This window comes from Verminephrobacter eiseniae EF01-2 (assembly GCF_000015565.1).
In the GTDB taxonomy this organism is placed as follows: Bacteria; Pseudomonadota; Gammaproteobacteria; order Burkholderiales; family Burkholderiaceae_C; genus Acidovorax; species Acidovorax eiseniae.
The window spans coordinates 242,821-261,698 of record NC_008786.1 but is presented as its reverse complement, the minus strand read 5'-3'; the positions used below and the strand labels follow the sequence as shown (position 1 = coordinate 261,698).

The following is an 18,878-nucleotide window of genomic DNA, read 5'->3' as shown; positions in this document are numbered from 1 at the left end:
TCGGGCCGCGCAGCCTCGGGGATGCGGCGCATTTTCCGCAGGCATGGATGTTGCGCAACCGGGCCATGTGTGCACATGCCGTTGTGCAAAGGAAAGACCCGCCATGGAGTTTGAAGACATCGCGTGCCCGCAGGCCGCAAGCGTTGCCAACGCGACCCCGGGCCGGGCGCGGGCGCAGCCGCTGTCGGGCATCCGGGTGCTGGACTTTAGCTCCCTGGTGCCAGGCCCGCTGTGCACGCTGCTGTTGGCCGAGGCCGGGGCCGAGGTGACGAAGATCGAACGCCCCCAGGCCGGTGACGAGATGCGTGGCTACGCGCCCAAGGCCGGCGAGGACAGCGCCAACTTCGTGCTGCTCAACCGGGGCAAGAAGTCGATCGCGATCGATCTGAAGACGCGGGCGCAGGAACTGCATGCGCTGATCGGGGAGTCCGACCTGCTGATCGAGCAGTTCCGGCCCGGCGTGATGGCGCGTCTGGGCCTGGACTACGAGTCGGTGCGGGCGATCAATCCGCGCATCATCTATTGCGCCATCACCGGCTATGGCCAGTCGGGTCCGCAGGCCCTCGAAGCAGCGCATGACCTGAACTATCTGGCCAGCACGGGCCTGCTGGGCCTGTGCCGGCAGCCCGCCTTGCCGCCCGCGCTGATTGCGGACATTGCCGGCGGCGCCTACCCGGCCGTCATCAACATCTTGCTGGCCTTGCGCCAGCGGGATCAGACAGGCCAGGGTTGCATGCTCGATGTTTCGATGGCCGACAACTTGTTCACCTTCCAGTACTGGGGGCTGGGAGCCGGCTGGGCGGCGCAGCAGTGGCCGCAGCCGGGCGCCGATCTGATCAGCGGCGGGACGCCCCGCTATCAGGTGTACCGCGCCGCCGATGGCCAGTACCTGGCGGTGGCGCCGTTGGAGGAGAAGTTCTGGCGCAATTTCACCCGGCGGCTGGAGTTGCCCGAGACGGCCAGCGCCGAGCAGGTCGCGCAGGCCATTGCCCGGCATGACGCGGCGCATTGGCAGGCGCGCTTTGCCGGTATCGATGTCTGCGTGAACCGGGTCGTCGCGCTGGAGCAGGCGGTCAACGATCCCCACTTCGTCCAGCGGGGTCTGTTCGCCCATCAGGTATGTGGCGCCGACGGTGTGCCGATGCCGGCATTGCCCGTGCCGCTGTCCGGGCAATTCCGGGCCGCGCCGGGACTGGCGCATGCGCCGAAACTGGCTTCGACCGTCTGACGGCAGGGGCACGCGGAATCGGGCGCCGGCGCGCGCCAGAAACCATCGACACAAGGACACGAGGGGGCAACGAACCAATATGCCGGGCGCACTTTCAGGATTCAAAGTCGTCGATTTGACCAGCGTCGTGATGGGGCCGTATGCGACCCAGATCTTCGGGGACATGGGCGCCGATGTGATCAAGGTCGAGAGCCCGCAGGGCGACATCATGCGGCACATGGGGGCCACGCGCGGGCCTGCGATGGGGCCTATCCACCTGTCGGTCAATCGCAACAAGCGCAGTCTGGTGCTCGATCTGCGGCAACCTGCCGCCCATGCCGCGTTGTTGCGGGTCGCGGGCGATGCCGACGTGTTCGTGCATTCGATGCGGCCGGATGCCATCGAGCGTCTCGGCCTGGGGTACGAAGCCATCGCGGCGGTCGCGCCCGACATCATCTATTGCGGCGCTTACGGCTATGGCAAGTCCGGCCCGTATGCACTGGAGCCGGCCTATGACGACATGATCCAGGGCATGTGCGGACTGGCCGACAGCAACAAGTATCTGGCGGGTGAGCCGCGCTTCACGCCGACGATCGTGGCAGACAAGGTGGCCGGACTGAGCATCGCCTATGCCGTGCTGGCGGCTTTGCTGCACCGGCAGCGCACGGGCGAGGGACAAAGCATCGAGGTGCCGATGTTCGAGTCGCTCGCATCGTTCATGCTGGTCGAACACCTGTGGGAGCGCGCCTACGACCCCAGGCATGGCGCGGTCGGCTATCCGCGCGTGCTCAGCCAACTGCGCAAACCACACCGCACGCTCGACGGATTTGTCTGCGTGCTGCCCTACACCGACCGCAACTGGCGCGACTTCTTTGCGCTGGCCGAGCGCCCGGAACTGGCCGTCGATCCGCGCTATGCAACGACCGCCGAGCGCAGCAAGAACTATGAAACGCTGTACCAGGCCTTGGGCGACATCATCGCCACCCGCGCCACGGCCACCTGGATCGGGCAGTGCCGTGCCCGGAGCATTCCGATCGCGCCGGTGAACAGCCTGCAAGACCTGTTCGAGGACCCGCACCTGCAGGCGGTCGGCGCCTTCATCCGCGCGCCACACCCCAGCGAGGGGGACATCACGCAGGTCAGGCCGCCCGTCAACTTCAGCAAGACCGCTTGCGCGATCACGGCGCTGGCCCCCGGCCTGGGCGAGCACAGCCATGCCATCTTGCGCCAGGCCGGCCTGTCCGATGCCGCGATTGCGGCGCTGGCAGCCACCGGCGCAACCGTGGGCGGAGCACCCGGAGCACCCGGTGCATCCATCCAGCGCTCCAGGGATATCGACCGGCAGGAAGGACCCGTATGAGCAGCGATGACAGCCTGCGGCTGCAGATCGATGGTCCGATCGCGACCCTCACGCTCAACCGCCCCGACAAGCTCAATGCCATGGGGGCGCAAACCCGCGCCCTGTTCGGCGCGCATCTGCAAAGGGTGGCCGACGATGCCGGCGTCCGGGTGCTGCTGCTCAACGCCGAGGGGCGCGCCTTTTGCGCCGGCGCAGACCTGGGCAGCCTGCCCACGACCGCGCTGGACTGGCGCGAGCGCGTCATTGCAGCGCAACGCCAGCACCAGCTGATGGCCACGATGAACCCGGTGGTGATCGCCGCAGTGCAAGGCGCGGCCGCCGGTGGTGGCGCAGCGTTGGCGCTGGCGGCCGACATTTTGCTGATGGCCGACGACGCCTGCCTGCGCTTTCCGTTTGTCCGGCTCGGATTGATTCCCGACGGCGGCACGGCCTTTTTGTTGCAGGCCAAAGCGGGCACGGCCATGGCGCTGGACCTGCTGCTGTCGGGGGGCGTGATGGCGGCGGCCGAAGCCTTCGCCTGCGGCCTGACGCGGCGCGTCGTGCCGCCCGATCGACTGGCTCCGCAGGCCCGCGCGCTGGCCGAAGAGTTGGCGCGGTTGCCGGCGCAATCCTTGCTGCTGACCAAGTCGCTGATGCGCCAGACCTGGGCCGCGCGCATGCCCGGCGCCCTGGCCCATGAGGCCGACGCCTTTGCGCTGGTCACCGCCTTGCCCGGGCATGCGCAAGCGATGGCCAGGATGCGGCCACAGACCCGGGCATCGGCAAAGGAAAACGGATGAACCTGCTGCCCGCCCCGCCCGTGAATGCGGACAACCGTCCCTACCGGGATGGCGCATCAGCCGGCCGGCTGATGCTGCCGCATTGCGGCGCCTGCGGCCACCGATTCTTCATGCCCCGCTACCAGTGCCCTCGATGCTGGTCGAACGATCTGCATTGGACGCCGGCCAGTGGCCGGGCAACGATACACAGCTACTGCATCGTGCGCCGCGCGGCCCTGCCCGCGTTCGCCGACCGCGTGCCCTATGTGCTGGCCTTGATCGACCTGGCCGAAGGCCCGCGAATGATGAGCCAGATCCTCGGCGAGAACGCATTGCAGGCGCACATCGGCGCTGCCGTCGAGCTGTGCTTCGAAACCTGCGCCGACGGCGCGCAACTGCCCCAGTTCCGGCTGGTTCACCACGGATGAGGGAGTCATCGACCATGCACTTCGCGCCCGGCACCGAACAGGAAATCCTGCGCGAGGCGGTTGTCCGCTTCGTTGAACGCAACTGCGCGCCCCGCGATGTGCGCCGCTGGGACCGCGACGGCGAGTTCCCCGAGACCCTGCACCACGAGATGGTGGCGGCCGGTTTTCCCGCAATGATGGTGCCGCAGGCCTATGGCGGCAGCGCCAGTTCGATGCAGGACTGTGCCATCGTCTACGAGGAAATCTCCCGCCCCAGCGTCGACCTGGGCACGCGGCTGGCCCTGCTTGCATGGGGCAGCATGATCTTGTCGGACTTCGCCAGCGAGGAGATCAAGCAGGAGTTTTTGCCGCGCGTGGCCAGCGGCGCTGTCAAGCTGTCGTTCAGCCTGACCGAGCCGGGCTCCGGCTCCGATGCCGCCAGCCTGCAGACCAGGGCCCGGGCCGACGGTGACGGGTGGGTGCTCAACGGGCAAAAGCTGTTTTCCAGCGGCGCCGATGCGCTGAACAACCACATCATCGTCGCCGCGCGCACGGACCCCGACGCGCCCAGGCACAAAGGGATCTCGCTGTTTCTGGTGCCCAACACCAGCCCGGGGCTGACCATCCGGCGGCTGGATACGGTCGGGCGCAAGATCGTCGGCCTGTGCGAGATCTTCTTTGACGCCGTGCGCATCCCCCGGCGCTACCTGATCGGCGAAGTCAACCACGGCTGGCACTACATCACACGCCATCTGGAGCGCGAGCGCATCACGCTGGCGGCCAACTATCTGGGCAGCGCCCGCAGTGCGCTGGCCGATGCCATCGCCTATGCCTGTGAGCGCCGGCAATTCGGACGCCCGATCGGCGATTTCCAGGTCATCGCCCACATGCTGGCCGACATGGCCACCGAGGTCGAAGCCGCGCGCTGGATGGTGGCGATGGCCGCATGGCGTTACGACATGCAGTTGCCCTGCGCGAAGCAAGCCAGCATGGCCAAGCTGTTCGTCTCCGAGATGCTGGTGCGGGCGACGACGCAGGGCATGCAGATCCTGGCCGGCCATGGCTACACCACCGATCACGACATGCAGCGCTACTGGCGCGACGCGCGCAACTGCACCGTCGGCGGCGGCACCTCGCAAATCCAGCGCGGCTTGATCGCCAGGGAGTTGGGCTTGTGACGCTCAAGAACAAGGTCGCCGTGGTGGGCGTCGGCGAATCCGACATCGGCAAGATGCCGCACATGAGCGGCCTGGGCCTGAACGCCCAGGCGGCCCGGCGCGCGCTCGATGACGCGGGCCTGAAGGTATCGGACATCGACGGCCTGCTGACCGCCTACTCGTTCACCGAGCCGTACTTCATGCTCGGCTCGGTGCTGTGCGAATACCTCGGCCTCGCGCCCCGGTATGCGGCCTCGGTGGTGGCCGGAGGCGCATCGCCCGGCGTGATGCTGGGGCATGCGGCAGATGCCATCGCGGCCGGCCGCTGCCACACCGTGCTGGTGTGCGCCGGCGAGAACCGTGCCACCGGACAGTCGCGCGACCAGACGCTGGCGGCCTTGAGCGCCGTCGGCCATCCGTACTTCGAGGCGCCTTACGGCGCATCGATCCCGGCCTTGTACGCGCTGATCGCGCGGCGCCACATGCATGAGTTCGGCAGCACCCCGGAGCAACTCGCGGCGGTGGCCGTGACCAGCCGGCGGCACGCCAGCCTGCACCCGAACGCCCAGATGCGCAGCCCGTTGACGCTGGCCGACGTGGCCGCCTCCAAGCCCATCGCCGACCCGCTGCGCCTGCTCGACTGCTGCCTGATCTCGGATGCCGGCGGCGCGTTCATCGTCACCGCGCGCGAGCGCGCCAAGGATTGCGCCCAGGCCCCGGTCTACCTGGCCGGCATTGGCGAGGCCCATACCCACGAGCACCTCATCTGCGCCGACAGCCTGACCGAATTCGGCGTCCGGCAAAGTGGCCAGATCGCCTACCGCATGGCGGGCCTGGGGCCGCGCGACATCGATTTGGCGCAGTTGTACGACTGCTTTTCCATCGTTCCCATCCTGGAGCTCGAAGCGCTGGGCTTTTGCGGCCGCGGCGAAGGCGGTGCGTTCTACGCAGCCGGCCACGCCGCGCTGGACGGAATACTCCCGGTAAACACCCATGGCGGCATGCTCTCCCATGCCCATGCGGGCGCCGCAGGCGGCCTGTTCGGCATCGTCGAAGCGGTGCGGCAGTTGCGCGGCGGTCTCGGCGAGCGCCAGGTGGCCGATGCCCGGGTCGCTCTGGTGCACAACGAAGGGGGCATCCTGTCTTCGCACTGCACCGCCATCTTCAGCAACACACCGGATTGACACACCATGACGAGCATCGATGCTGCGCGCGGCATGTATTTCGAGGACTTTGCGATCGGCCAGGAACTGCGCACGCCCGAGCGCACCATCACCTCGACCGACATCGTGAACTTCGCCTGCCTGTCGGGCGACTTCAACGAGATCCACGCCAACCACGAGTATTGCAAGCGGACGCCGTTCGGCGAGCCGATTGCGCATGGCCCGTTGGTCTATTCCATCATGGGCGGCTTGCAGTACGCCAGCGGCATCAACGACGGCACTTTGCTCGCGCTGTTGCAGATCGACGCCTGGCGCATGCTGGCCCCGGTCAGGCATGGCGACACCCTGCACATGCGCTCGACCGTGGTCGGCAAGAAGGAAACCTCCAGGCCCGATCGCGGCGTCGTCACCTTTGCGCGCCGATGCCTCAAGCAAGACGGCAGCGTGGTGCAGGAAATGCGGGCCACGCTGATGTACCGGCGCCGGCCGCCGGCGTGAAGCGGCTGGCCCGACGCGCCATTGCGTACCGGCGCTTTTCGGTGTTTTTCGGCACTTTTCGGCGTTTTTCTCGCATCCCCCACCCACCGGAGCCGTGCAATGAATTCCAGACATGCCCATGCCCGCCGTCTCGTTTCGATGCTGCTCGGCAGTTGCGCGTGGATCGCAGCCGCCAGCGGCCTCCAGGCGCAGGACTATCCGCAAAAGCCGATCCGCATGATCGTCCCGTTCGCCGCCGGCGGGCCGACGGATGCCCAGGCACGCGAGTTGGCCCGGCGGATGGCCGATGAATTGGGCAAGCCCGTCTTCGTGGAAAACCGCAGCGGCAGCGGCGGCAACATCGGTGCGGAAGTCGTGGCGCGTGCGCCAGCGGACGGCTACACGCTGCTGTTCTCATCGAACGGTCCGCTGGCCGGGAATTTGAGCTTGTTCAAGACCATGGCCCATCACCCGGTCAAGGACTTTGCGCCCATCTCCAACTATTCGGCCAACGCGAACGTGCTGGCCGTGCACCCGAGCTTTCCCGCCAACACGCTGGCAGAGTTCGTCGCGGTGATCAAGGAACACCCGGGCAAGTACAGTTTTTCTTCCGGCGGCAACGGGACGACCCAGCACCTGAGCGGCGAGTTGCTCAAGACCATGGCGAAAATCGACATGCAGCATATCCCTTACAAGGGAGAAAGCCCGGCCATCCTCGAGACCCTGAGCGGCCTGGCGCCGATCACGTTCTGCAATGTCAGCAGTTGCATGGGCTACGTGCACGGCGGCAAGCTGCGGGCCATCGCGATCACCGCGCCCCGGCGCCTGACGATCTATCCCCAACTGGCCGCCATCGCAGAAACCTACCCGGGGTTCGACGTGCGGGCCTGGTACGGGCTGGTGGCGCCGGCCGGCACGCCCGCTGCGATCGTCCAGCGCTTAAGCGCCTTGGTGAACAAGATCAGCCAGTCTGACGACATGCGGGCCAAGTTTGAATCCCAGGGCATAGAAAGCATGGCCAATTCGCCCGAGGCTTTCGCGGCTTTCATCCATTCTGAAATCAGGAAATGGGCCGAACTGATCGCCATCTCCGGCGCCAGGATCGAGTGATCCGATGCCCTGCACCGGGCGCGCATTCAGCCCGGCGCCGTTGGTTCCTGCGCGGCAGGACGCAGCAGGAGTCGGCAGGAATCGGCGGCAGGAATCCGGCCATGGCGCTCGGCCATGCGCCGCGCATCGATCGGCATCGATCAGTCGAGCGCGATGCCGGTTTTCTTGACCAACGCGGCCCAGCGCCCGGTTTCCTTTTCTATCATCTGCGCCGCCTCGGCCGCAGAGCTGCCCACCGCTTGCATGCCCCGCTCCAGCATGGCTTTGCGGAACCCGGGATCGCTGCCGATGGCCATGAACTCCTTGCCCAGCCGGTCCGCCACGCGCTCAGGCACATTCGCGGGCGCCAACACGACAAACCAGCCAAACACATTGAAGTCCTCGATGCCGGCTTCCCGCATGGTGGGCACATCGGCAAGCAGGGGGTTGCGCGCATCGTCAGGAATCGCAATGGCACGCAGTTTGCCGCTCCGGATCAGGGCGAGCGAGCCGCCGACGGTGGCGAACATGCTGTCGATGCGCCCTGCGACCAGTTCCATCAAGGCCGCAGATTCGCCTTTGAACGGAACATGCAGCAGCGACAGGCCGTTGTGTTCCTTGAACATCTCCATCGCCAGATGCGCGGTAGACGCATTGCCGGCAGATCCATAGCTGAGCGCATCCGGGTTCTTGCGCGCCAGATGGATGAGATCGGAAACCGATTCCGGCGCGCGCCGTGGATGGCCCACCAGCACCAAAGAGAACTTGGCGATCTGCGACAGGGGCTTGAAATCGCGCAATGTGTCGTATGGCAGATGGGGGTAGAGCGAGGTATTGACGCTGGCCAATCCCTGTCCTGCCAAAGTCAGTGTGTAGCCGTCCGGCGCGGCTTTGGCCGCGAAGTCGGTGCCGGCAATGCCGCCGCCGCCAGCGCGGTTTTCGACAATCACCGGCTGCCCCAGGCGCCGGGACAGTTCCTGCGCCACGGTCCGGGCAAGGATGTCCGTCAAACCACCGGCGGCATAGGGACAGATCAGGCGCACGGGCCGGCTCGGGTATTCCTGGGCAGACACGGGCGCCGCCATGATCAGGGCCAGTGCGGCGGTTGCGGCACGGAATGTGTTTTTGAACGCTTGCATGCTGGGGTCTCGTTTCCTGGTGCTGGCATCAGGCCGCAGAAGATGGGTTGCAGAAGATGGGCCGTCGGATCAGTCCGCCGCCTGCTTGAGCCAGCGGCCGCCGTCGACGATCAGGTTCGCGCCGGTGACGTAATCGGCAAGATCCGACGCCAGGAAGACGGCGGCGTTGGCAACGTCGGCCTTGCGGCCCCAGCGGCCCAGGGCGGTCTTGCCCACCTCCGATGGCCCCTTGCCGGACTCGATGTACATCCGGCGCACGCCTTCGGTGTCGGCTATCGGTCCGGGGGAGATGGTGTTCACCCGGATGCCGTCGCCGCCCCATTCGACCGCCAGGGTGCGCGACAGCGACAAGATGCCGCCCTTGGCGCAAGCGGCATGAATGGCTCCCGGCCATCCGGTCACGCCGCGCATCGTGATGATGCTGATGATGGAGCCGCCATGGCGCGAGGCTTTCAGGTGCGGGTGGGCCGCATGGCAGCCATGGAAGGTGCCATTCAAGTCGATGTCGATCACGGTGCGGAAACCATTGGGCGATAGCTCGGCGCTGGGGCAGACGAAGTTGCCGGCAGCGTTGTTCACCAGGATGTCGAGCGCACCGAAGCGGGCGAGCGTGGCGGCAACGGCGTTCGTTACCTGGTCGTAGTCGCGCACATCGCATCGGCAGGCTGCGGCCTGACCGCCTGCGCGGCGCAGCCCCTCGGCGGCCTCCTGCGCGCGCTCCTGGTTGCGCCCGACCAGCATCACGGAGGCACCCAATCGGGCGTAGGCGCTGGCGATCTCCAGGCCGATGCCGGTACCGCCGCCGGTGATCAAGGCGGTACGGCCCTTGAGCGTGTCGTTGGTGAACATCCGTATTTTCCCGATCGTCGCAAGTGCATTGGTCGACGATGCGCAAGCCCTGTGCCATCCCGCCCGGCAGGCATGGCCCGGCGCAAACGCTGCCCGAGTGTCTTTGGCGCGCACCGGTCTGCTGTCCTCGAAGACACATTGCCTGGCCGACGGCCGGCGGCGCAGCACCCCGTGGAGCCTGGTGTCGCGTCACCGATCATCTCTACGACATCTGACCGGTGACGCGACACTAGCCGGCTTGGCACAGGCTTTGCGGTGCCACGGACCTGCCGCCGCGTGCAGTGCAACACCAAGGAACACCAAGGAACACCAAGGAGGATCGACGATGAGCGCCATGCAGTGGGTCAAGACAGCGCAAGAGGGTGGCGTGTTCGTCATTCGGCTGAACAGCCCGGAAAACCGGAATTCGCTGACCAGCGCGCTGCGCGAGCAACTCGGCGCCGCCGTGGACCGTGCCGCGCAGGATCGGTCCGTGCGCGCGCTATACCTGACCGGGGAGGGGCCGAGTTTTTGTGCCGGCGGCGACTTCAGGATGCTGCAAACCCACAGCGACCCATGGCCCGTGCACCGGCGCTTTCGCGACCTGATCCGCTGGTTCACGCCACTGATGGCGCTGGACAAGCCGGTGGTGGTGGGCGTGCGCGGTCACGCGGTCGGAGGCGGCATGGGCTTGGCGCTCACGGGCGATGTCGTGATCGCCGGCACGAGCGCCCAATTCATGTCCGGCTTTTTCCGCCTGGGGACGATTCCGGACATCGGCGTGATGTACCAACTGCCACGGCTCATAGGGATGGCACGGGCGAAGAATTTCCTGTTCGGCGGCGCGACGATGCGGGCCAAGGAGGCGCTCGAACTCGGCCTGGTGGCCCGGGTGGTGCCGGACGAACAGCTCGATGCCGCCGGCCTGCAGGAGGCCGCGCGCCTGGCTGCCGGTCCGGCCGAGGTCATGGGTCTGGCCAAGACCCTGATGGCGCGCAGCTTCGAGACAACGCTGCACGACATGTTGGCATTCGAGGGCCTCGGGCAGGCGCTGGCGATGTCCCACCCCGAATTTCGCGAGGGTCTGGCGGCCGCCATCGCGGGGCGCCCTGCGGACTTCGTCGGCGCTGCGGCCCACCCGGTGCGTCAGCAGACCCCTGGCGGCCAAGACCGTCCGATCAGTTGAACCCGGCCCGGCGCTGGCGCGCCTTGGCCACCTGGGCGCGGCGCGCCGGTGCATAGGCCGGTTCGCCCAGTGCGCGGTACAGGGCCTGCGTGACATCGTGGTGCTGCGCCAGGCCCGTGCGCTCCAGCAGCGCGATCGGCCCTTCGGGATAGCCCAGGCCCAGGCACAGGGTTTTGTCCAAATCCTGCGCGCTGGCCAGCCGCTCATCGAGTCGGCGCAGCGCGGCATTCAGGTAGGGGCGGATCAGGCGATCGACGATGCGGCCCGGGAAGTCGCCGCAAATGGCCACTTTCAGACCAGCGGCGGTCAGCGCGGCACGGGCCGCAGCGATGGCCGCCGGTCGCGTCTGCGGTTGGCGCACCAGTTCGACCAGCGCTGTCGGCGGCGCAGACCCCAGGCGAAAGCGGGCCAAGCCCAGCACATTCGAGCCTTCGCGGCCACCGTCTTCGCCGGTGTGCTCGCCCAGGCATTCCTGCCCCAATTCGATGGCGATGAATGGGCAGGCATCCAGTGGCCCGGCGGCGGCGAAGGCGCTGCCGGCATGCTGGCCGATGAACACGCGCGCGGCGCCTTGCGGATCGGAGTTGTCGACGAATGGGTGCGGGCCGTCGAAGGAACGGCTGTCCCCGGCCTGGATGATTTTGTAGCTGCTGTCCATGGCTCAGGCTCCGAACATCTTGTCATCCTGGTACGGGTGGAAGCCGCGGCCGCTCTTCTTGCCGAGCCAGCCGGCCGCGATCATGCGTTTGACCAGCGCAGGGCAGGCGGCACGGGGCTCGCCGGTGGCGTCGTACAGGGCCTCGCACAGCAGTTTCTGGGTGTCGATGCCGACGAGATCGAGCAACTCCATCGGGCCCATCGCATAGCCCATGGCGGTCTTGATCGCCAAGTCGATGTCGGCCGGCTCGGCCACGCCTTGCTCGACCAAACGTATCGCGTCGTTATGGAACGGGATCAGGAAGTAGTTCAGCACGAAGCCCGGGGTGTCCTGCGTCTTCACGGGCTGCTGGCCCAGGCGCTCGCACCAGTCCCAGGCGCGCGCGAATGTCTGCTGACTGGTGGCCAGGCCGGGCGATATCTCGACCAGCTTCATCAGCTGCGCCGGCAGGCAAAAGTGCATGCCGATGAACCTGTCGGCGCGGCCTGAGCCGCCGGCAATCCCGGTGATGCTCAGGGTCGAGGTGTTGCTGGCGAAAAGCGCCTGCGGCGCGCAGATCTTGTCGAGTTGGCCGAACAACTGGTGCTTGACCGGCAGGCTCTCGAAAACCGCTTCGATCACCAGCGCGCAGTCGGCAAAGTCTTCGAGCCTGGTGCTGCCATGCCACAGCCCCATGATCTGCGGCAGCCTTTCTGCGGCCAGCTTGCCGCGCTCGACGCTCTTGCGCAAGAAGGCCCCGGCCTGGTCACGCGCGCGCTCCAGCGCCGAGGGCTGCATGTCGAACACGCGGGTGCGAAAACCGGCCCGGGCGCAGACGAGGGCGATGCCGGCACCCATGGTTCCGGCGCCGGCGATGCCAATGGTTTCGATGTCACTCATGCGATGTCACTCATGCGGTTTTCCCTGGACAGGCTTCAGCGCTGCAAGAAACTGCGGCCGATCAGTTGGCGGTGAATCTGGTTGGTGCCTTCCCAGATCTGGGTGATCTTGGCATCGCGCATCAGCCGCTCGACGCGATAGTCCTTGCAGTAACCGTAGCCGCCGAGCAATTGCACGGCGTCGGTGGCGACACGCATGGCCAGGTCGGTGGCACGCAACTTGAGCAGCGATGCCTCCATGCCGAAGTCCTGGGCGCCGGCGTCGACCCAGCCTGCGACCTGCCAGAGCCAGCTTTCCACCAGCGCCAGTTCGGCAGCCAGGTCCGCCACCATGAACTGTATGCCCTGGAATTCAAGAATGCGCTGGCCGGATTGGCGCCGCTGGTTGATGTAAGCCACGGCGTCCTCGAAAGCGGCCCGGGCGATACCGAGCGCGTGGGCCGCCACGCTGGGGCGCGACTTGTTCAGCGAAGCGAACAGGATCTTCAGCCCATCGCCCGGCTGGCCCAGCACGTTGGCCTGCGGCACGCGGCAGCCGTCGAACGCCAGCGTGGCCGTGCCGGACGCGCGCATGCCCATCTTGTCTTCCAGGCGCAGCACCGACAGGCCGGGAGTGCCCTGCTCCAGGATCAGCACGGAGATGCTCTGCCTGGCCCCGGCAATGCCTTCCCATTTGCCGAACAGCAGGTACAGCCCGGCCCGGTCGCCGTTGGTGATGAAGCTCTTGCCGCCGTTGACCAGGACATCATCGCCCACCGGCCGGAACGAAGTGCGCATGCCGGTGGCGTCCGAGCCTGCGTCCGGCTCGGTGATGGCCAGCGCGGCCAGGGCGCCATCGGCGATGCGCGGCAGCAGGCGGGTCTTTTGCTCCTCGCTGCCCCAGTCGATCAAGGGCTTGATGGCGTGGTAGTTCGTGGCCCAGATGATGCCGGTGGCCGCGCAGGCCTGGCTGATTTCGCGGACACAGGCCAGGTAGGCGGTGTAGGACAGTTCGGCGCCGCCGTAGGCCGCCGGTATGAACATGGCGTTCAGGCCGAGCGCGTTGATGGCGCGCAGGTTCTCCGACGGAAATTCGCCGCTGCGATCGAAATGCCCGGCGCGCGGCGCAACCTGTTCACGGGCCAGTTGCTGCACGCTCGCCAGCAGCATCCGTTCCTCGTCGGAGAGCGCAAGGCGCGCATCGAGCCGTTGCAGGATGTTCATCGGCTTTCGTTCCTTCAATGGGCAATGCCCTGGGCGCCATCGAGATAAATGGTTTCGCCGCTCAGGAAGGCGCCAGCGGGCGTGAACAGCGCCGCCACCAGCGCCGCGACATCTGCCGCTGTGCCCGGTTTCTTGCCGGGAATGCGCTGCTCCAGGTAGGCGCGCAAAGGCGCACCGGCGGCCAGCGCTTTGGCGTTCAGATCGGTCACGATGTAGCCGGGCGCGACATCGATCACGCGGATGCCCTGGCTGGCCCATTCCACGGCCAGAACCCTGGTGATGGCCCCGACCGCCGCCTTGCTGGCGCAGTACGCCAGGTTGCGCTTGACACCGAGCTTGTCAAAAAAAGAGCCGATGTTGACGATCACGCCGCCACCGGCATGGACCAGATGCGGGTAGACCGCCTGGCAGGCGCTGACGACCGAGCGCGCGTTGCTGTCCATCAGTTGGTGCCACTGCGCCAGCGGCATTCGGTCCGAGGCTGCGTCGGCGTGCATGCCGGCGTTGTTCACCAAGCCCTGGATGCGCCAGCCTCGTTCGCGCAGTTCGCGGCAAACGTCGGTCATGGCCTGCGGGCGGGTCACGTCGGCCTGCATGGCTGTGCAGCGCGCAGCCAGCTCAGGCGCCAGGCCGGCGCAGGCCGGCACGGCGCCGCTGCGCGATACGCCAATCACATCACGGCCCTGTTGCAGCAAGGCGCAGGCAATGGCCGCGCCAATGCCGCGGCTGGCCCCGGTGACGACGATGCAGGATCGATCCATCGGCTGCTCCATCAGCAGTCTGCCGGCTTGGGCGGGCGCTTGTCGACAAAGGCTTGCAGGCCCTCTTGCGCATCCCTGGTGCGGTAGGCCAGCGTCGACAGGTCGGCCTCCATGCGCAGGCCATCGTGCAGCGGCATGTCCGCCGCGCGCAAGACGGCTTCGCGCGCGAACTGCAACGCGCGCAAGCCATGCCCGCTGAACTGGCGCGCATAAGCCTTGGCCGCAGCCAGCCCGGGCGGCTGCACGACGCGGTTGACCAGGCCGATCGCGAGCGCCTCCGGCGCGTCCACCGTGCGCCCCGTCAGCACCAGTTCCAGCGCGCGCCCCAGGCCCACCAGGCGCGGCAGGCGCTGCGTGCCACCGTAGCCGGGAATCAGGCCGAGCTTGACCTCGGGCAAGCCGAATCGGGCGTTCGGCAAGGCCAGGCGCAGCGTGCAGGCCAGCGCAAGCTCGCAGCCACCGCCGAAGGCAAAGCCATTGACCAATGCCACGGAAGGAATCGGCAGCCGGTCGAGCAACGCGAAGACCGCCTGTCCGAACTCGGCGCCTTCGCGTTGTGCCCGCAATTCGCGGTTTTGCAACTCCTTGATATCGGCGCCGGCGCAAAAGGCTTTGTCGCCTTCGCCGGTGACGATCAGCGCGCGGGCGCCCGACTGCCCCGCTTGCCGGATGCACGGGCCGATCTTGCCGAGCAAATCGAAGCTCAGCGCGTTCAATGCCGCCGGCCGCCGGATGGTCAGAACGGCAAATTCTTCGTCTCGTGCGAGTTCGATCATTGGGCTGCGGCGCGGTAGCGCACGGGTTCGGGCTGCAAGCGGCCGCTGGCCACCCATTGCACCAGCTCGCGCTTTGAAATCTTGCCGCTCGGGGTCAGCGGAAACTCCTGCGCCACGGCGTAGAACTCCGGCATGTCGAACTTCGACAGACCTTCTTGCGCCAGATGTTGCAGCATCTCCTGCGGCATCGGCGCCCGCTCGTCGCAGATGACGGCCAGGCAGACTTTTTCGCCGAGCCGCGCGTCGGCAACACCAAAGGCGGCGGCCTTCCTGACGGCGGGATGCCGATGCGCGCGTTCTTCGATGGGGGCCGGATGGATGTTGTGGCCGCCACGGATGATCAGGTCCTTCTTGCGGCCAACGATCTGCAGGTTGCCCTCGGCATCGAGCCGTCCCAGGTCGCCGCTCAGGAACCAGCCGCTGCGGTTGAAGGATTGCTCGGTGCTCGACTGATTGCTGAAATAGCCGAGCATCAACCCGCCGCCTCGGCCACCGATCTCGCCGATCTCGCCCGGCGCGGCCTCCAGGTCAGGGTTCTGCGCGTTCCAGAGGCGCACCTCGTAGCCCGAACAGGATTTGCCGCAGGTGCCGGTCATCACCTCGACGGGGTCGGATGGCCTGGTGTACTGGTGCGAGCCGTTCTCGGTCATGCCATAGACGTTCTGCGGCGTGGCGCCGAGCGCCAACAGTCGGCGCGCCGTTTCCGAAGGGATCGGCGCGCCTGCCATGTAGAAGACCTTGACCGCCCCGAGCTTTTGCCAGCCGCGCCGGGACGACTCCTGCAGCAGGTCGATGGCGTGCGTCGGAACGCCCATGACATAGGTCGCCCCGGTGGTTGCTATCCAGTCGAGCGCGGCGACTTCGGCCAAAGGATCGTACAGAACCAGCTCGCAGCCGGCCACCAGCATCTGCTCGAGCGCCACGGTGCCAATGTGGTGGCTCATCGGACTGAGGGTCAGCAGCGCCGTGCCATGTCCCAGCCGCCAGTCCTGGACCAACGCGCGGCCATTGGCCAGCAGCGTGTTGTCGCTGTGCATCACCCCCTTGGGCTGGCCGGTCGTGCCACTGGTGAACGCCAGGTAGACGACCTGGTCGGGGTTGGTGCTGACCGCAGGCAATGGCAGGCGCAACGGCCGCCCAGGCTCGGGCAGCGCATGCGCGGGCGCAGGAATGGCCCTGCCCGGGTGGCTCAGCCCGGGCAGCGCATAGATGCGCTGCATGCCGGGCAATGTGGCAGCGCGCGCGAAGATGTCGGCGCTGCGGGCATCCGCGCCATAGTCCGGTTGCGCGAACAAGGCCCGGCATCCGATGCCTGACAGCAGCGTTGCTATCTCTGCCACCGTGTAGTTCTGGTGCAGCGATGGATTGCAGACATAGCCGTTGCGCGAGCAAGCCAGGAACACGAGCACGCTCTCGATCCGGTTGGGCAGCCAGACCGAGACCCGGTCGCCGCGCCGCAGGCCGGCTTCGTGGAGATCGGCCGCCAGCACATCCACCCAGGCGACGAGCGCATTCCAGCTCAGGCGCCGCGCGCAATCGCGCACGGCATAGGCCTGGCCGCGCTCGGCCGCATGCCGGCGGGCCAGCGAATACAGCGTGTCGGTCTGCCAGACGCCCGAGAGATAGTGCTCGCGCGCTTTGGCCGGGTCGTGCAAGGTCAGAAGATGCGACATGTCCGGGGCCTCCTGCATGTGTCTCACGGGCGCACTTCAATGGCCGAACTCCGAGGCCTCGGGCGCCCTGCGCCCGGCGAACGCGGCGGCCAGCTCGGTGTGTTCCCTGCTGTCCAGGTAGCCGCGCAGCAGCAGGTCATGCGCCATGCGCGACAGGCCCGAGACGCCGCCATGGCGCGCGTTGAACGAGGCCTTGATCGAAGCCAGCGCAAAAGCGCCCCGGTCGGCGATCTCCAGCGCGATCTTGCGGGTGAAGTCCTGGAGTTCGGCATCGGGCACCACATGGTTGACCAAACCCCATTCGAGCGCTTGGCGCGCCGTCAGCTTGGGGTTGCGATACCACATCTCTTTGGCGCGCTTCTTGCCGATCAGGTCTTCCAGATACCAAGTCCCGTAGCCGCCATCGAAGCTGCCCATCATCGGCCCGACCTGTCGGAACATGGCACTGTCTTTGGCGATCGTGATGTCGCACACCACATGCAGCACGTTGCCGCCGCCGACGGCGAAACCGTTGACCGAGGCAATGACCGGTTTTTGCAGCTTGTCGATGGCCTCGTACATCTCCAGCGTCGGCAGCACGCCGGCATACAGCAGCGTGTCTTGCATCCCCTCCTTGCGGCCGCCGATGCAAAAGAATTTCTCGCCAGCGCCGGTCACGACGATCACGCGGGTGCGCGTCTCGCGCCGAATGCCGTCGATGCAATCGCGGATTTCGTGGCACATCCGGGGTGTGAACATGTTGCCGTCATGCGGCCGGTTCAGCGTGATCGTGCCGATGGGGCCGTCTTCCTCATACGTGATTTCCTCGAACTGCATGGGATGCTCCTGTCAAACGATGCGCTGCGCGCGCAGTCGTTCGATCTGCGCCGCAGCACAGCCGAGCCACTGGCCAAGCACTTCTTGGGTATTGGCGCCCAGTTTGGGCGGCGGCAGCGCCGTTCCCTCGGTGCGGCCATCAAAGCGGATGCCGAGACCGACCTGGGGAATGGGGCCGTCCGGCCCGTCGATACGGTAGAGGAAGCCGGCCGCGTGCAGCGCCGGGTCTTGCGCCAACTCGTCCAGACGCTGGATAGGCCCGCAAGGAACGCGCGCCGCCCCGAGCAGTTCCAGCCAATGGGCACGCGGCCGGGAGCCGATCAGTGCGGCGATGCGTTCGACCAGGTCTTCGCGCCGGGCGCGTCGCAGGGCATTGCTGGCGAACCCGGGATCGACCGCTACTTCAGGCTGGCCCACGGCGTCCCAGAAGCGCTTCCAGATCGCGTCATTGCCAAGCCCCAAGGTCATCGGGGCGTCGGCGGCATCAAAAACCTGGTAAATCGCGACGACGCTGTCGCGCCCGCCGGTGCGCCGGCTGAGCTCACCCGAGCCCAGGTAGGGCATCAGCCGCGGCGCCATGAAGCGCGACATGCTCTCGACCATCGAGACATCGATCACGCAGCCCTTGCCATTGCGCTGGCGGCGCCACAGCGCGGCCAGTACCGCCATCGCGGCATCGCTGCCGGCCAACAGATCTGCGGCCGGCGTGCCCACCTTTTGCGGCGCTGCATCGGCCTCGCCGGTCAGATCCATGACGCCGGAATAGCCTTCCGCGATCAGGTCGTAGCAGGGCAGATCCGCGCGGCTCGATCCGACCCCGAAGCCGGTGATGGAGACATGGATCAGACGCGGATTGAGCCCCATCAACACATCGGCATCCAGGCCCAGCTTGCACTGCGCGCGCGCCACCAGGTTCAGCAAGATCACATCGCACTCGGCCACCAGTTGCCGCAGCACTTGCCGGCCGGCCGGCGCAGCCATATCCAGCGTCAGGCTCTGCTTGCCACGGTTGACGCTCATGAACCAGAGCGACTCGCCATGCAGGAACGGCGGCCCCCAGGCGCGGGCATCATCGCCGGTGCCGGGCTTTTCCACCTTCACGACCGTGGCGCCGAGGTCGGCCAACAACTGGCCGGCATAAGGCCCCGCGATCGACGTGGTCAGATCGAGGACTTTCAGGCCCGCCAACAGGTCGAGCGCAGCAGCGGATTTGGCCGGCAGGCCATGCAACGGGAGCGGGGTTTCTGGCGTAGACATTGCATGGTTTCGTGCAAAGCGCGTGCCATGCCTTGCGCTTTCATCCGGTAGTCAGAAAATACCGTCCCGACCGGCATCCCGGACC

Annotated in this window: 19 protein-coding genes; 9 read left to right on the top strand and 10 right to left on the bottom strand. The window is 66.9% G+C overall.

What is annotated here, in order from left to right:
* Positions 1 to 103 precede the first annotated feature (103 nt).
* The 8 genes from VEIS_RS01185 (at position 104) to VEIS_RS01150 (ending at position 7,639) form a co-directional block, all read left to right on the top strand.
* Entirely contained in the window at positions 104 to 1,228 is a 1,125-nt protein-coding gene (locus VEIS_RS01185) for a CaiB/BaiF CoA transferase family protein (protein WP_011808048.1), read from the top strand.
* A 79-nt stretch (positions 1,229 to 1,307) separates the two neighbouring features.
* Positions 1,308 to 2,567, top strand: a complete 1,260-nt coding sequence (locus VEIS_RS01180) for a CaiB/BaiF CoA transferase family protein (RefSeq protein WP_011808047.1) — start codon at positions 1,308 to 1,310, stop codon at positions 2,565 to 2,567.
* Positions 2,564 to 3,346, top strand: a complete 783-nt coding sequence (locus VEIS_RS01175) for an enoyl-CoA hydratase/isomerase family protein (RefSeq protein ID WP_011808046.1) — start codon at positions 2,564 to 2,566, stop codon at positions 3,344 to 3,346. Before VEIS_RS01180 ends, VEIS_RS01175 begins: the two co-directional genes overlap by 4 nt.
* A complete protein-coding gene (locus VEIS_RS01170; protein WP_011808045.1) occupies positions 3,343 to 3,753 on the top strand; it encodes a Zn-ribbon domain-containing OB-fold protein in 411 nt (136 codons plus the stop codon). Before VEIS_RS01175 ends, VEIS_RS01170 begins: the two co-directional genes overlap by 4 nt.
* Positions 3,754 to 3,767: 14 nt before the next feature.
* On the top strand, positions 3,768 to 4,910 hold the full coding sequence (locus VEIS_RS01165) for an acyl-CoA dehydrogenase family protein (RefSeq protein ID WP_041949711.1): 1,143 nt from the start codon (positions 3,768 to 3,770) through the stop codon (positions 4,908 to 4,910).
* Positions 4,911 to 4,963: 53 nt separating this feature from the next.
* Positions 4,964 to 6,073, top strand: a complete 1,110-nt coding sequence (locus tag VEIS_RS01160; RefSeq protein WP_049774016.1) for a thiolase family protein — start codon at positions 4,964 to 4,966, stop codon at positions 6,071 to 6,073.
* 6 nt (positions 6,074 to 6,079) lie between these two features.
* A complete protein-coding gene (locus VEIS_RS01155) occupies positions 6,080 to 6,550 on the top strand; it encodes a MaoC/PaaZ C-terminal domain-containing protein (protein WP_011808042.1) in 471 nt (156 codons plus the stop codon).
* A gap of 99 nt (positions 6,551 to 6,649) precedes the next feature.
* Positions 6,650 to 7,639, top strand: a complete 990-nt coding sequence (locus VEIS_RS01150) for a tripartite tricarboxylate transporter substrate binding protein (RefSeq protein ID WP_011808041.1) — start codon at positions 6,650 to 6,652, stop codon at positions 7,637 to 7,639.
* A 140-nt stretch (positions 7,640 to 7,779) separates the two neighbouring features.
* On the opposite strand, the gene VEIS_RS01145 is transcribed toward VEIS_RS01150, so the two are convergent.
* Both VEIS_RS01145 and VEIS_RS01140 read right to left on the bottom strand, forming a co-directional pair.
* On the bottom strand, positions 7,780 to 8,757 hold the full coding sequence (locus tag VEIS_RS01145) for a Bug family tripartite tricarboxylate transporter substrate binding protein (RefSeq protein WP_011808040.1): 978 nt from the start codon (positions 8,755 to 8,757) through the stop codon (positions 7,780 to 7,782).
* Positions 8,758 to 8,826: 69 nt separating this feature from the next.
* Entirely contained in the window at positions 8,827 to 9,606 is a 780-nt protein-coding gene (locus VEIS_RS01140) for an SDR family oxidoreductase (protein WP_011808039.1), read from the bottom strand.
* Here VEIS_RS01140 and VEIS_RS01135 point away from each other — a divergent pair.
* The gene (locus VEIS_RS01135; RefSeq protein WP_232287815.1) at positions 9,599 to 10,771 is read left to right on the top strand and encodes an enoyl-CoA hydratase/isomerase family protein; all 1,173 of its coding nucleotides are present in this window, start codon (positions 9,599 to 9,601) and stop codon (positions 10,769 to 10,771) included. The genes VEIS_RS01140 and VEIS_RS01135 overlap by 8 nt on opposite strands.
* Here VEIS_RS01135 and VEIS_RS01130 read toward each other — a convergent pair.
* From VEIS_RS01130 to VEIS_RS01095, 8 genes are read right to left on the bottom strand one after another with little or no spacing between them, the layout of a single operon-like run.
* Entirely contained in the window at positions 10,764 to 11,429 is a 666-nt protein-coding gene (locus VEIS_RS01130) for a 3-hydroxyacyl-CoA dehydrogenase family protein (protein WP_041949710.1), read from the bottom strand. The two genes, VEIS_RS01135 and VEIS_RS01130, sit on opposite strands and share 8 nt — an antisense overlap.
* Positions 11,430 to 11,432: 3 nt before the next feature.
* A complete protein-coding gene (locus VEIS_RS01125; RefSeq protein ID WP_041949709.1) occupies positions 11,433 to 12,308 on the bottom strand; it encodes a 3-hydroxyacyl-CoA dehydrogenase family protein in 876 nt (291 codons plus the stop codon).
* Between the two features lie 35 nt (positions 12,309 to 12,343).
* Positions 12,344 to 13,510 (bottom strand): acyl-CoA dehydrogenase family protein, encoded by a 1,167-nt coding sequence (locus tag VEIS_RS01120; RefSeq protein WP_011808037.1) that lies wholly within the window; start codon positions 13,508 to 13,510, stop codon positions 12,344 to 12,346.
* Between the two features lie 14 nt (positions 13,511 to 13,524).
* Positions 13,525 to 14,271 carry an SDR family NAD(P)-dependent oxidoreductase gene (locus VEIS_RS01115; RefSeq protein ID WP_041950381.1) on the bottom strand — a complete coding sequence of 249 codons (747 nt, stop codon included), beginning with the start codon at positions 14,269 to 14,271 and terminating at the stop codon, positions 13,525 to 13,527.
* 11 nt (positions 14,272 to 14,282) lie between these two features.
* On the bottom strand, positions 14,283 to 15,047 hold the full coding sequence (locus tag VEIS_RS01110) for an enoyl-CoA hydratase/isomerase family protein (protein ID WP_011808035.1): 765 nt from the start codon (positions 15,045 to 15,047) through the stop codon (positions 14,283 to 14,285).
* A complete protein-coding gene (locus VEIS_RS01105) occupies positions 15,044 to 16,720 on the bottom strand; it encodes a class I adenylate-forming enzyme family protein (RefSeq protein ID WP_041950380.1) in 1,677 nt (558 codons plus the stop codon). The genes VEIS_RS01110 and VEIS_RS01105 overlap by 4 nt, the downstream gene beginning before the upstream one ends.
* Positions 16,721 to 16,756: 36 nt before the next feature.
* Entirely contained in the window at positions 16,757 to 17,536 is a 780-nt protein-coding gene (locus tag VEIS_RS01100; RefSeq protein WP_011808033.1) for an enoyl-CoA hydratase-related protein, read from the bottom strand.
* Positions 17,537 to 17,548: 12 nt separating this feature from the next.
* A complete protein-coding gene (locus VEIS_RS01095; RefSeq protein ID WP_011808032.1) occupies positions 17,549 to 18,793 on the bottom strand; it encodes a CaiB/BaiF CoA transferase family protein in 1,245 nt (414 codons plus the stop codon).
* Between the last annotated feature and the right edge of the window lie 85 nt (positions 18,794 to 18,878).